Origin of the sequence: Paenibacillus intestini (genome assembly GCF_030803945.1) — a bacterium.
Classification (GTDB): Bacteria; Bacillota; Bacilli; order Paenibacillales; family Paenibacillaceae; genus Paenibacillus; species Paenibacillus polysaccharolyticus.
In genome coordinates, this window is record NZ_JAURUN010000017.1 from 18,596 (window position 1) to 31,571 (window position 12,976).

The window sequence follows — 12,976 nt, forward strand, 5'->3', positions numbered from 1 at the left end:
TGGGAAAGCTCCCTGTTAAGACGGGAATGTTAAACCAGGATTTGGGGCTTGGGGATGAACAATCCCGAACTGCAGGGACTCATTGTGTCTTGAATAAGATCTGGAGGAGGATGGTTCATGAGTCGAAGAAGAAGAAGTGTCATGTCGGAGGAACTGAAGTACGAGCTGGCGAAGGATCTGGGTTTCTATGATATCGTTCAGCAGGAAGGCTGGGGCGGAATTAAAGCCAAGGATGCCGGTAACATGGTGAAACGAGCGATTCAAATGGCTGAGCAAGCAGCGCGTAAATCATAATCAGGTTCATCCAGTTTGGAGAGCGGGGCAATTCTCAGGAATCACCCCGCTTTTTCCCCATAGATGTGGAATACAAATGACTTGACAGCCCCATTTTGATATAATATGTTAAGTTGTCTTAGGGAAAAGGTGAGGACGGGTGAACGTCTTGAAAATTTACGAAAAAGCGCCTGCTAAAATTAATTTGATGTTGGATGTTCTACATAAAAGAAGTGATGGATTTCATGAAGTTGAAATGATCATGACGATGGTTGATCTGGCGGATCGACTGGAGATGTCGGAACTTCCTCGAGATACAATTGTCATCTCAAGCCAAGCGGGTTATATTCCGCTGGATGAGAAGAATCTGGCCTTTCAGGCGGCAAGACTAATTAAAGAACGTTACAACGTGCGTACAGGGGTCCACATTCATCTGGATAAAAAAATTCCGGTAGCTGCTGGCCTTGCCGGCGGTAGCAGTGATGCAGCCGCAACGTTGCGTGGATTAAACCGTCTATGGCGGCTGAATATACCGGATCAGGAGTTGCAAGAGCTTGGTGCAGAACTGGGCTCGGATGTTCCGTTCTGTATTACAGGCGGCACTGCACTGGCAACAGGGCGGGGGGAGAAGTTAACCCCGATTCCTAATCCGCCTCAATGCTGGGTTATTTTAGCCAAACCCCCAATCAATGTGTCCACAGCAGATGTATATGGACGATTCCGCAGTGACAAGATTGTTCGGCATCCAAGTGCATCCCGAATGGAGCAGGCGATTCGCAGCCAATCCTTTACAGAGGTGTGTAGTCAGCTGGGTAATGTGCTGGAGGATGTGACGCTCAAGCTGTATCCGGAAGTGCAGCATCTCAAAGATGCGATGATTCGTCTTGGAGCAGACGGAGTGTTGATGTCTGGGAGTGGACCAACGGTATTTGGACTTGTGTCCAAAGAAGCCAAAGTTGCACGTATTTATAACGGACTTCGGGGGTTCTGCAAAGAGGTATACGCTGTACGGTTGTTAACGTAAATTTACTATTTATAATGTACAAACACGTATAAAGGTGGTATATTTTTAAATAATTATTCGGATTTGGATGTTTCCGTGATCGTGAGGATGGATCTCTGTGAAGAAGTTAAAACGAAGCGCAAGGCTGGTTGAAATGACGCAATACTTATTATCCAGACCACATACGGTGATTCCGCTCACCACATTTGCCGAACGTTATGGTGCTGCCAAGTCGTCCATTAGCGAGGACCTGGCTATTATCAAGGAAGTGTTCGAAGAAGGTGGGTCGGGAGAACTGCATACGCTGGCAGGAGCTGCTGGTGGGGTCAAGTGGATTCCGAAAGTATCGGAAGAACATGCTCTTGCTTTTGCTGAGCGGCTGTCTACACAGCTTGCGCAGCCGGATCGGATTTTACCGGGAGGGTATCTGTATATGTCAGATCTTCTTGGACAGCCGGCCCTGATGAATGAAGCGGGCAAAATCTTTGCAACGGCTTTTGGCGATATGAATATTGATGTAGTCATGACGGTGGAAACCAAAGGCATCCCGCTAGCTTATGCGACTGGAGCCCAGCTTAACCTTCCTGTTGTACTCGTTCGCAGGGACCATCAGGCTACGGAAGGATCGGCCGTAAGTATTAATTATGTATCGGGATCGCACAAAAGTCTGCATACCATGTCCCTATCTCGCCGGGCGATGAAAGAGCATTCCCGTGTACTGATCGTGGATGATTTCATGAAAGCCGGAGGTACCGTTCAAGGCATGATTGATCTGCTTGCTGAGTTCAATGCAATGGTGGCGGGAGTTGGCGTGTTGGTGGAATCGGGTTCTGTAGATTCAGAGGAGCGTCTGCTGACGGATTATGTATCTCTCGCGAAGCTGACAGCGGTTGATGCCAAGAGCAGACACATTTCTGTCTCGCCGGGTAACTATTTCGACCTGTAGAATAATGACGAATTACATGTCGGGAAAGGTTCTTTTCCATCGACCTGGCACTAACGTTGTCGAATTGTGTATTAAATAAAAAAATTCCTGAAATTAGGATATTTTTATGGTCGTGAAAAGAAGGAGTTCGTATAGGCTGTGTGGAATTATACACCAAGTTCTGATGGAAAAAGGTGGTGAACACACACATGCAAATTACGGATGTCAGACTCCGCCGCGTTAACTCGGAAGGGAGAATGAAAGCTATCGCATCCATTACCATCGATAACGAATTCGTCGTTCATGACATTCGTGTCATCGATGGTAACAACGGAATGTTTGTTGCAATGCCGAGCAAGCGGACTCCTGACGGAGAGTTCCGTGATATCGCCCACCCGATCTCTTCTGGTACGCGTGAGAAGATTCAGGCAGCAGTATTAACTGAGTACGATCGTGCAGCTACTGAGGAAGAAGTCATTGAAGAAGGTGCCTGAGAACATTATTGGGGTTCGAAGGAAAAGAGAGCCATGTCTTATGGCTCTCTTTTCTTTTTGATCGGAATAAGATATATTCAGTATTGAGTTTATTCAAAAGAGAACCGGAGCGCATCCTGCGTTCGGTAGCAGAGCGGCATCTTAGGAATCGTGGGATTCAGTTAAGCTCACAGGTACACGGCGTTACTTATGAGGTCATGGTCCACTCGTGACTATGTTGTTACGCGTGATTACAGAGACAGCAGGCGATGAACAAGACCGGCTTGAAGCCGGCTGAATGATTCTCATTGGAGATGAATGTGTAAGGAATTCAATGGGGTTTTCAGAACAGGAGGTCGTTAATTTTGAAACGCATGGCAATTGTTCTAGCCGCAGGGCAGGGCAAACGAATGAAATCCAAATTGTACAAGGTACTGCATCCCGTATGCGGTAAACCGATGGTCGGACATGTGCTGGATGCAGCGCTTCGCGCAGGCGTTGAACGCAGCGTAGTTGTTGTCGGACATGGGGCCGAAGCGGTGCAGTCATTTTTAGGTTACAGAGCGGAGTACGCTCTTCAAGCGGAACAGCTCGGTACTGGTCATGCCGTGAAACAGGTCAAATCCCTGCTCGGTAATGAACATGGGTCAACGATTGTAGTCTGTGGCGACACACCTCTCGTTACCAGCGAAACGTTGGAAGGTCTGATGAAGTTGCATGAGGAAAGTGGCGCAGCCGCTACAGTACTCACAGCTGAGCTCGATAATCCTAAGGGATACGGACGCGTAATCCGCGGGCAGGATGGTTCCGTACAGCGTATTGTTGAACAAAAGGATTGCACACCGCAAGAAGATGCCGTAAAGGAAATTAATACAGGCACGTATTGCTTTGACAATGCAAAGCTGTTTGCGGCACTGGAGAAGGTTACGAACCAGAACGCGCAGGGCGAGTATTATCTGACAGACGTTGTCGGCATTTTCAAGAGCGAGGGCGAAGTCGTCGAAGCTTATATGTCTGACGATATCGCGGAGTCCATTGGAGTTAATGACAGACTTGCTCTTTCACAAGCAGAAGCATATATGCGGGAACGTCTGGCTGTGCGCCATATGTTGAACGGGGTAACGATTATTGATCCTTCATCGACATATATCGGAGCAGATGTTACGATTGGAACAGACACTGTGCTGTATCCGGGAACCGTTCTTAAAGGCACTACTTCGATTGGTGAAGCATGTCATATCGGTCCTCATGCAGATATTGAAGACAGTATCATCCAAGATGGTGCTGCGATTAAACATTCGGTGCTATCCCAGGCAGAAGTTGGTCCTGATGCAACCGTAGGTCCTTTTGCCAATCTGCGCCCTGGCACCAAGTTAGGTCGTAACGTAAAAATTGGTGACTTTGTTGAAGTGAAAAATGCTACAATTGATGAAGGATCTAAAGTGTCACATCTCAGTTATATCGGGGATGCGCAGGTAGGTAAGAACGTAAATGTTGGTTGCGGGGCAATAACGGTCAATTATGATGGATATAATAAAGCTATAACAACCATTGAAGATGATGCTTTTGTAGGTAGCAACGTTAATTTGATCGCACCGATTACGGTTGGTAAAGGCGCTTATGTCGTTGCAGGCTCTACCGTAACACATTCCATTCCTGAGAATGATCTGGCGATTGCTCGTCCACGTCAGGAAAACAAAGCAGGTTATGCGGAGAAAATCCGCGGACGTGCAAAAGCCAAGAAACAAAACGCCAAACCCGAATAAGGGGTTTTGATAACCAATTGCCTCCCGTTACCCGGGAGGTGCCGACATGTCGCAGACGCTTATAGATTCCAATGAACCAGCACGGAGGGTTTTTATTTTATGACTTATTTTGACTCGAAATTAAAAATATTTACTTGCAATTCTAACCCCAAGCTTGCTCATCAAATTGCTGATTATATCGGGATTCCTATGGGTGAATCTCATACAACCAGCTTTAGTGATGGCGAGATTCAAGTGAAACTCTCCGAGAGTGTTCGTGGCTGTCACGTATATATCGTGCAGTCAACTTGCTTGCCGGTTAATGACAATCTGATGGAAATGCTGGTCATGATTGATGCATTGAAACGTGCATCGGCCAAAACAATCAACGTAGTTATTCCGTATTACGGCTATGCGCGCCAAGATCGCAAAGCACGTTCACGTGACCCGATTACGGCAAAGCTGGTTGCCAACCTGATTGAAAAAGCAGGCGCAACACGTGTAATCGCAATGGATTTGCATGCGATGCAGATTCAGGGATTCTTCGACATTCCAGTCGATCATCTGCTGGGTGTGCCGATTCTGGCGCAATATTTCCGCTCGAAACAGATCGAAAACCCGGTTGTGGTGTCACCTGACCACGGTGGTGTGGTTCGTGCGCGCAAACTGGCTGATTTCCTGAATGCACCGCTTGCGATTATCGACAAACGTCGTCCTGAGCCGAACGTCAGCGAAGTTATGAATATTATCGGTAATATCGAAGGTAAAACAGCGATTCTGATAGATGACATCATTGATACTGCCGGAACAATTGTACTGGGAGCGAATGCTCTCATGGAAGGCGGCGTGAAGGAAGTATATGCATGCTGTACTCACCCGGTATTGTCTGGCCCTGCGATGGAACGTTTGGAAAATGCACCGCTGAAGGAAGTCATCGTGACGGATACAATTCCAATTACACATGCAAATCCAACAAGCAAACTTAAAGTGCTTTCTGTAGCACCATTGCTTGGGGAAGCCATCATCCGGGTTCATGAGGAATTGTCAATCAGCAAGCTGTTTGAAATTGAATAGGATGTCTGCATAAAGTAGTAGAGGGGTTACGTCTTCCGGTTGAACGGAAAATGTAACCCCTGTCGGCGTGCCGTTTTTAATGTGATAGAAAACCGCCTGGCGCATTAATATCCCGGGCGGGAAATAAAACGGAAGCGGCGTCTGTGAAAGAGTGTATCGGCAATTTCGACAAATTGACTATCGAAACGGGTAATCACACCAATCTCGATATGGGTATCACGGTCGTACACCTGCACAGGCACGTGATGTTCCAGATGATAAATAAAGTCACTATGTTGAGTCAGTTGTCCGTTATCTTCGCGCAAAACCCGCTCACCTTCCTGGGTGGATAAATGTTCAATACGTACTTTCCTGATATTATATGAAATATAACATTCGAAGTCTATGCCTCACCTAATGGATGCTCGAAGGAGGGAACAAGATGAAGTGGATTGTCGGACTTGGGAATCCAGGTTCAAACTATGCCAAAACCCGGCATAATATCGGTTTTATGGCACTGGATCGATTGGCAGATCGCCATAACATTTCGGTTACACAGAACAAGTGTAAAGCACTGATCGGAGAAGGCAACATTGGAGGCGTCAAAACAGTACTGATCAAACCGATGACCTATATGAACCTCTCGGGTGAATCGGTACGAGCTTACATGGATTTTTATAAAGTGAACCTGGAAGATCTAATCGTTGTATACGACGATATGGATACAGAAATAGGCAAGGTAAGATTGCGTTATCAGGGTAGCGCCGGTGGACATAATGGAATCAAGTCCATTATTCAGCACACAGGTACACAGCAGTTCAACCGGGTTCGTATGGGGATATCAAGGCCTGATCCGGGACATGCCATTGTAGACTACGTACTGTCAACGTTCATGAAGAAAGAAAAAGAAGCGCTGGAGCAGACGATTGAGCAAACATGTGATGCACTGGAATATAGTTTGACGAATACGTTCGAGCAAACGATGGCGAAATTCAACGGCTGATGCATTCCAGTAATATGGCATTTACACTGAAAAAAAGATTAAAGTGACGACTTTGATTCGGACAACCTGGGCATACTGGATGTATAAACCATGTTCAGGAGGCATAACTATGTCAGTGAATTATGTATGTCGGCATTGCCGTACCTTTATTGGCCAGATTGATTCGGCTAAAATTACGGAAGCACAGCTCGGTTTTCATTTCTTGACCCCCGACGAGCGGAGGGATATAATAGCGTATAATTCCGGTGGTGATGTTACCGTTCGGATTACATGCGATTATTGTAAGGAAGCGTTGGAACACAACCCCGAGCTGAGCCTGCTTGCAAATCCGCTCCAGTAGCTATTGCCTGTAGGGATTTAATTAATCTATTGAATGGATAAATGTTGAAAAATGACAGAGAGGATGACCGCGGTTACAGCGGTTTGCCCTTTTTATAGCCTTGGCAGCCTGCTGAGGCTTCTTTTCAGTTGGGACAGAATCAAGGGTGTATTCAACTTTGTAATAGAACTCAGAGTGGTCCTGTAGGAACAGATGTGGAAATATTTGGAGTAATCCTTTATGATGAAACAGGACAAAAAGGAATAAGTATCCAGTTTTAAAAAAATTCCAATGACCGAAGATGCTGCACATCGATGTGCAATAATCTATAATCAAGAAAGTTATAAGAGAGGTGCCCCTTTTGTTACAAGCACTCATACAGGCTTTTTCCAAAGATCCGGACTTTGCGTCCATTACAGCCGGGGTTAAATCCGGCATGAAGGAGCAATTGGTTTCGGGCCTATCCGGTTCGGCTCGTCAGATCATGCTGGCTACGCTGCACCAAGAGATGGATCGACCACTGCTCGTCGTGACACATAATATGTTTGCCGCACAAAAAATAGCGGAAGATTTACAGGAAGCGCTTTCATCAGATCAGGTGTTGATCTATCCTGCGAATGAACTTGTTGCTGCTGAGGCAGCGGTATCTAGTCCGGAGACACTTGCTCAGCGCATTGAAGTATTGGTTCGTTGCGCCCAGGGTTTCAGGGGCATTGTTGTCATTCCTTTTTCAGGGGTAAGACGTTATGTTCCGCTCCCGGAAGTCATGGCAAATGCACATATCCAGATTAAGCAAGGCAGCACGCTTCAACTGGATTCGTTCTTGCTTGAGATGGTAACGCTTGGCTATGAACGGGTTGAGCGAGTTGAATCTCGCGGAGAGATGAGTGTACGTGGAGGCATTATCGACTTCTATCCAGTGACTTCATCGATTGCATATCGGGTGGAGTTATTTGACGACGAAATCGATTCCATTCGTACATTTGACCCTGCGGATCAGCGTTCCATTGAACGGATAGAGGAAATTACTGTTTTGCCATGTAAAGAATTAATCGCTGATCAGGAGCGTATGGAGAAGGCAGCGGATACGGCGGCAATTTTGCTTGAACAGCAGCTGGAGAAAATGACGGATCGCCAGGCCAAGTTGCGCCTTCGGGAAGAGATGCATCGAGAGATTGAGTTGCTGCGTCAGCATGTCTACTTTTCAGAAATGTACAAATACATCTCCCCGCTTTATCCTGAAAATAAAACGATTTATGACTATATGCCAGAAGATACCATTCTAGTGATGGATGAGCCGGCGAGATTGTCGGAAACCTCGAAACAACTGGACAGAGACGAATCGGAGTGGAACTTGCATCTGATGCAAAATGGTAAAACCTTGCCGGATCTGCCGTTATCGGCAGATGGGGATGATTTGCTCTATGAGCGTCCATTCCAGACCATCTTTATGTCGATCTTTTTGCGTCAGGTTCCGCATACCCAGCCACAGAATATTCTGAACTTTATCAGCCGGGGCATGCAGGATTTCCACGGACAGATGAACGTGCTGAAGGCGGAGATGGAACGCTGGCAGAAAGCCGGTGTTCAGGTGTTGATGCTTGCGAATGGTGAGGAACGGATGGACCGGATGCGCCGGGTATTGCAGGATTACGACATTCCTGAGCCGGAGATGCTGAATGGCAATTTGCAAACGGGATTCGAGATGCCGTCCATTCATTTGGCGGTGATCACAGAAGGTGAGATGTTCTCACAGAAGCAGCGTAAAGCCCGTAAACCGATTCGAAACATCGATAATGCCGAGCGTATCAAATCCTATAGCGAGCTGAAAGTGGGCGATTATGTCGTTCACCAGAACCACGGAATTGGTAAATACCTCGGGATTGGTACGCTTGAGGTTGCTGGTATTCACAAAGACTACATGCACATTCTGTATGCAGGCGGCGACAAATTGTCTGTTCCGATTGAACAGATTGATCTCATTCAGAAATATGTGGGTTCCGAAGAGAAGGAGCCGAAAATTTACAAGCTGGGCGGTAACGAGTGGACACGGGTTAAAAATAAGGTTCGTTCATCCGTTCAGGATATCGCCGATGATCTGATCAAGCTGTACGCAGAACGTCAAACATCTAAAGGCTATGGGTTCGACAAGGATTCCGCAGAGCAACAAGAATTCGAAGACATGTTCCCTTACGATGAGACACGTGATCAGATGCGCGCGATTGAAGAAATCAAAAAAGATATGGAACAAAACCGTCCCATGGATCGTTTATTGTGTGGAGACGTTGGTTACGGGAAAACTGAAGTTGCGATTCGGGCTGCATTTAAAGCGGCAATCGAGGGCAAACAGGTAGCGGTATTGGTTCCGACCACAATTTTGGCTCAGCAACACTATGAAACGTTCCGTGAGCGGTTCTCCGGTTATCCGTTTAACATTCATGTCCTTAGCCGATTCCGTTCCCGCAAGGAACAGAATGAGACCGCCAAAGGTATCAAAGCCGGTACAATAGACATTGTTATTGGTACACATCGCTTGCTGTCACAGGATCTGGTGTTCAAAGATCTGGGATTGCTTATTGTCGATGAGGAGCAACGTTTTGGCGTAACACATAAAGAGAAGCTCAAGAAGCTCAAAACCAACGTGGATGTGTTGACCCTCACGGCAACCCCGATTCCGCGTACTTTACACATGTCCATGTTGGGTGTACGTGACTTGTCCGTTATTGAGACACCGCCAGAGAACCGTTTCCCCGTTCAGACCTACGTGGTAGAGCATAGTCAGGCTCTTGTTCGTGAAGCGATTGAGCGTGAGTTGGCGCGTGGTGGTCAGGTATATTATCTCTACAACCGGGTACAAGGCATTCAGGAGATGGCAGCCGAAATCTCGGATCTGGTGCCAGAAGCCAAAGTGGGTGTTGGGCATGGGCAGATGACAGAAACCGAGCTGGAGAAGACGATTCTCGACTTCCTGGACGGAGAGTATGATGTACTGGTGAGCACGAGTATCATTGAAACAGGTGTGGACATTCCGAATGTAAATACACTCATTGTGCATGATGCAGACAAAATGGGACTTTCCCAACTGTATCAGTTGCGTGGAAGGGTAGGACGGTCTAACCGGATTGCCTACGCGTATTTCACATACCAACGGGACAAAGTGCTTACGGAAGTTGCCGAGAAGCGTCTGCAATCCATCAAGGAATTCACAGAGCTTGGTTCAGGCTTCAAAATTGCAATGCGAGACTTGTCCATCCGTGGGGCCGGTAACCTGCTCGGAGCAGAGCAACATGGCTTTATCGCCTCCGTCGGGTTCGATCTGTATTCACAGATGCTGGCGGAAGAGATCAACAAACGTAAAGTTACAATGCTGGGCGAAGAGCCTGTACCTTCCGATCAGTGGAATACAACGCTAGATCTCAGTATCGATGCCTACTTGCCATCGGATTATATTTATGACAGTATTCAGAAGATTGAGATCTATAAAAAGGTCGCAGTTATTGCTTCCTTCGACGATGCAATGGAACTGGAAGACGAACTGGTTGACCGCTTCGGTGATTTACCGGAAGCTGTAATTAATTTGATGGCAGTAGCCCGCCTCAAAGTGTATGGCAAAATCTATGGTATTGAGTCCATCACACAGCGTGGCGATGATCTTACAGTCAAGTTCTATGAAGGACGTGAACATGCCTTCGAGTTGTCAAAAATCGCACACATTGGAAATCAGTTCGAAAGACGTGTACAATTTGAACAAGGACCCCATATGCTGATTCATGTCAAAGGCAAGGGTCTTGGGGATAAGCAACTGATGGAGCTGGTAGAAAAGTTTCTGGAATCCATGAAGACTGCTTTTAAATCAAAGGGGGAACTAAAAGATGTTAGCAAAGTATAAAAAAGTGGGAAAAGTGCTGTCCGTAGGTATGGTAGCAGTACTGTCCCTGTCCTTGCTTGCTGCATGTGGCAAGAAGGAAGAAGCAAAAGCACCGGAATCAACAGATAAAAGTGCTGTTGTAGCTACGTATGATGGTGGCACAATTACAGCGAATGAATTCGACATGGAACAACGTGTCATGAAATTCCTCTATCCGGAATATGCACAAATGATGGAGATGGATGATTTTAAAGAATATCTCGTGAAGCAAGAGATTGCTTATGAATATTTGAGTGGCAAAGCAAGTGAAGAAGCCAAAACGGCTGGAGCCAAAACAGCATCTGAACAATTCGACAAAATGAAGGCTTCCGTGAAGGAAGAGCAATGGACTGAAATGTTAAAGACTCAGAAATTGACTGACCAAAACATTAAAGATTACATGACTCGTATTATGACGGTAATCAAAGATAAAGAAACAGGCGTAACCGAAGATGCCATGAAGGCAGAATTTGAGAAAAACAAAGATCAGTATACAACAGCTTCTGTACGTCATGTGCTGATTACTTTTAAAGATCCTAAAACGCAAAAAGATCGTAAAAAAGAAGACACGTTGAAGCTTGCAAAAGAAGTAAAAGCGAAACTGGATGGCGGCGCTGATTTTGCCGAGATTGCGAAAAAATATTCCGAAGATCCGGGATCTGCTGAAAAAGGTGGACTTTATGAAAATACACCTGTTGCGAATTGGGTAGATTCTTTCAAGGAAGCTGCAAAAACATTGCCGCTGAACAAAATCAGTGATCCGGTTGAAACAGAGTACGGTTATCACATCATGAAAGTGGAAGCACGTACGGAAGCAGATTACTCCAAGTTGACGGCAGAGCAAAAAGAGACACTGAAAAGCCAACTGGCGGCTGCTCAAATCGATACGTTTATGCAAAAAGAGCTGGATAAAATCATCAAAGAAGTGAAACTTCCAAAAACGGAGAAAAAAGAGGAAGGCACTACTGAAGGTTCGACAGGTACTGGTACAGAAGGCACGAAAACAGATGGATCAAAAACCGATTCTAAAGGTACGGATGCGAAAACAGATCAAGGTACAACAGGAACAGACAAAGATGCAAAAACCGAAGAAGGTACAAGCAGTAAATAGTTTGACTCACAGTGATTTTAACATGCGTTTCAGAGAAGCCTGAGAAGCTTGCTGAACCGGGTTATATTCACCGTAATATGGACAACCTATAACGAAGTACAGGGAGAACTACGGTTCTTTCTGTTGCTTCGTTTTTTGGTTTACATGGAGCGTAAACGACTGGAGATACAATTTTTATTACTTTATAAAAAAGTTAATTCACGATATTCCGCAAAGCATGTATAAGGATATGGGAACAGATGAATACTATGGTCAAGAAATCACACTAAACGTTCTGGGACTTTCCTCTACCCATTAAGGAACAGTAGTTGAAAAATCTTCTCGAGAAAGTGGGGCAACATGTAAATGAAAGCTACTGGTATTGTCCGCCGTATAGATGACCTGGGTCGTGTGGTCATTCCTAAAGAAATCCGTCGTACGTTGCGTATTCGTGAGGGAGATCCGCTTGAAATTTTTGTGGATCGGGATGGAGAAGTTATTCTTAAAAAATATTCGCCCATTGGGGAACTTGGTGATTTTGCCAAAGAATATGCAGAATCGCTGTATGAGAGTACAGGTCACGTTACGATGATTTCTGACCGGGATACCATTATCACGGTGGCAGGCGGATCCAAGAAAGAGTATTTGGATAAACAGGTTGGCAGCCTTGTGGAGAGTTGCATGGAAAACCGTAAGACAATTATGGAAGCAACCAATGGTACTTATGAGCTTAGCAAAGATCATGACGAGACGTTATCCTCTTTTGTTATCGCGCCAATTATCTCTGGTGGTGATCCCATCGGAACCGTTATCCTGTTCAACAAGGATGAATCCGTGAAGATGTCTCAGATGGAGACTAAAATGGCTGAGACGGCTGCTGGCTTCCTTGGCAAACAAATGGAACAATAGATAGCAGATGGACTCCTGTGAGCCTGAACCGGGCATACGGGAGTTTTTGCTTTTTACATATAAGTTGAACTATAAGTGTTTACACAAGTACTCCGATGACAGAATAAACTTTCAATCGCTGTTATCCCCAGATTTTTTTGGATTCCCTTTTCCAAAGGGGAAAATCCGGTGATAAAGGCGAGGCATATGCTTCCGATGCAGCTTTCTTTCAGGGAGGCTAGAGGTTTTGATCTGATCACAGGTTGTGGCTCAAAGGATGTTCGTATTGTGTGCCTT

The 12,976-nt window shown here is 45.8% G+C and carries 12 protein-coding genes; 11 read left to right on the forward strand and 1 reads right to left on the reverse strand.

What is annotated here, in order from left to right; genetic code table 11:
* The first annotated feature begins 117 nt into the window (after window positions 1–117).
* The 6 genes from J2T16_RS26945 to J2T16_RS26970 all read left to right on the forward strand — a co-directional run bounded on the left by J2T16_RS26945 (window position 118) and on the right by J2T16_RS26970 (window position 5,493).
* On the forward strand, window positions 118–294 hold the full coding sequence (locus tag J2T16_RS26945) for a small, acid-soluble spore protein, alpha/beta type (RefSeq protein ID WP_499019884.1): 177 nt from the start codon (window positions 118–120) through the stop codon (window positions 292–294).
* 148 nt (window positions 295–442) lie between these two features.
* The gene (ispE, locus tag J2T16_RS26950; RefSeq protein ID WP_154892105.1) at window positions 443–1,297 is read left to right on the forward strand and encodes a 4-(cytidine 5'-diphospho)-2-C-methyl-D-erythritol kinase; all 855 of its coding nucleotides are present in this window, start codon (window positions 443–445) and stop codon (window positions 1,295–1,297) included.
* 97 nt (window positions 1,298–1,394) lie between these two features.
* On the forward strand, window positions 1,395–2,222 hold the full coding sequence (purR, locus tag J2T16_RS26955) for a pur operon repressor (RefSeq protein WP_499019886.1): 828 nt from the start codon (window positions 1,395–1,397) through the stop codon (window positions 2,220–2,222).
* Between the two features lie 188 nt (window positions 2,223–2,410).
* Window positions 2,411–2,695 carry a septation regulator SpoVG gene (gene spoVG, locus J2T16_RS26960; RefSeq protein ID WP_017691372.1) on the forward strand — a complete coding sequence of 95 codons (285 nt, stop codon included), beginning with the start codon at window positions 2,411–2,413 and terminating at the stop codon, window positions 2,693–2,695.
* Window positions 2,696–3,048: 353 nt separating this feature from the next.
* Window positions 3,049–4,440: a bifunctional UDP-N-acetylglucosamine diphosphorylase/glucosamine-1-phosphate N-acetyltransferase GlmU gene (glmU, locus tag J2T16_RS26965; protein WP_499019922.1), complete on the forward strand. Its 1,392-nt coding sequence runs from the start codon at window positions 3,049–3,051 to the stop codon at window positions 4,438–4,440.
* Between the two features lie 99 nt (window positions 4,441–4,539).
* A complete protein-coding gene (locus J2T16_RS26970) occupies window positions 4,540–5,493 on the forward strand; it encodes a ribose-phosphate diphosphokinase (RefSeq protein ID WP_017691370.1) in 954 nt (317 codons plus the stop codon).
* Window positions 5,494–5,597: 104 nt separating this feature from the next.
* Here the strand turns inward: J2T16_RS26970 and J2T16_RS26975 are convergent, their stop codons facing one another.
* Window positions 5,598–5,798 (reverse strand): hypothetical protein, encoded by a 201-nt coding sequence (locus tag J2T16_RS26975; RefSeq protein ID WP_090924609.1) that lies wholly within the window; start codon window positions 5,796–5,798, stop codon window positions 5,598–5,600.
* A gap of 116 nt (window positions 5,799–5,914) precedes the next feature.
* On the opposite strand from J2T16_RS26975, the gene pth reads away from it, so the two are divergent.
* The 5 genes from pth (at window position 5,915) to spoVT (ending at window position 12,700) form a co-directional block, all read left to right on the forward strand.
* Window positions 5,915–6,475, forward strand: coding sequence for an aminoacyl-tRNA hydrolase (gene pth / locus J2T16_RS26980; RefSeq protein ID WP_221788846.1), 561 nt, complete (start codon window positions 5,915–5,917; stop codon window positions 6,473–6,475).
* A 109-nt stretch (window positions 6,476–6,584) separates the two neighbouring features.
* Entirely contained in the window at window positions 6,585–6,815 is a 231-nt protein-coding gene (gene fin, locus J2T16_RS26985; RefSeq protein WP_090924611.1) for an anti-sigma-F factor Fin, read from the forward strand.
* A 340-nt stretch (window positions 6,816–7,155) separates the two neighbouring features.
* Window positions 7,156–10,683, forward strand: coding sequence for a transcription-repair coupling factor (mfd, locus tag J2T16_RS26990; protein WP_154960448.1), 3,528 nt, complete (start codon window positions 7,156–7,158; stop codon window positions 10,681–10,683).
* The gene (locus tag J2T16_RS26995; protein ID WP_221788847.1) at window positions 10,667–11,812 is read left to right on the forward strand and encodes a peptidylprolyl isomerase; all 1,146 of its coding nucleotides are present in this window, start codon (window positions 10,667–10,669) and stop codon (window positions 11,810–11,812) included. Before mfd ends, J2T16_RS26995 begins: the two co-directional genes overlap by 17 nt.
* Before the next feature lie 345 nt (window positions 11,813–12,157).
* Window positions 12,158–12,700: a stage V sporulation protein T gene (gene spoVT, locus J2T16_RS27000; protein ID WP_090924614.1), complete on the forward strand. Its 543-nt coding sequence runs from the start codon at window positions 12,158–12,160 to the stop codon at window positions 12,698–12,700.
* The last annotated feature ends 276 nt before the right edge of the window (window positions 12,701–12,976 follow it).

Excerpts from the sequence above, each read along its gene's own strand:
- J2T16_RS26945 (WP_499019884.1), top strand. The coding sequence starts at position 118 with ATGAGTCGAAGAAGAAGAAGTGTCATGTCGGAGGAACTGAAGTACGAG.
- spoVG (WP_017691372.1), top strand. The coding sequence starts at position 2,411 with ATGCAAATTACGGATGTCAGACTCCGCCGCGTTAACTCGGAAGGGAGA.
- glmU (WP_499019922.1), top strand. The coding sequence starts at position 3,049 with ATGGCAATTGTTCTAGCCGCAGGGCAGGGCAAACGAATGAAATCCAAA.
- J2T16_RS26970 (WP_017691370.1), top strand. The coding sequence starts at position 4,540 with ATGACTTATTTTGACTCGAAATTAAAAATATTTACTTGCAATTCTAAC.
- pth (WP_221788846.1), top strand. The coding sequence starts at position 5,915 with ATGAAGTGGATTGTCGGACTTGGGAATCCAGGTTCAAACTATGCCAAA.
- fin (WP_090924611.1), top strand. The coding sequence starts at position 6,585 with ATGTCAGTGAATTATGTATGTCGGCATTGCCGTACCTTTATTGGCCAG.
- J2T16_RS26995 (WP_221788847.1), top strand. The coding sequence starts at position 10,667 with ATGTTAGCAAAGTATAAAAAAGTGGGAAAAGTGCTGTCCGTAGGTATG.
- spoVT (WP_090924614.1), top strand. The coding sequence starts at position 12,158 with ATGAAAGCTACTGGTATTGTCCGCCGTATAGATGACCTGGGTCGTGTG.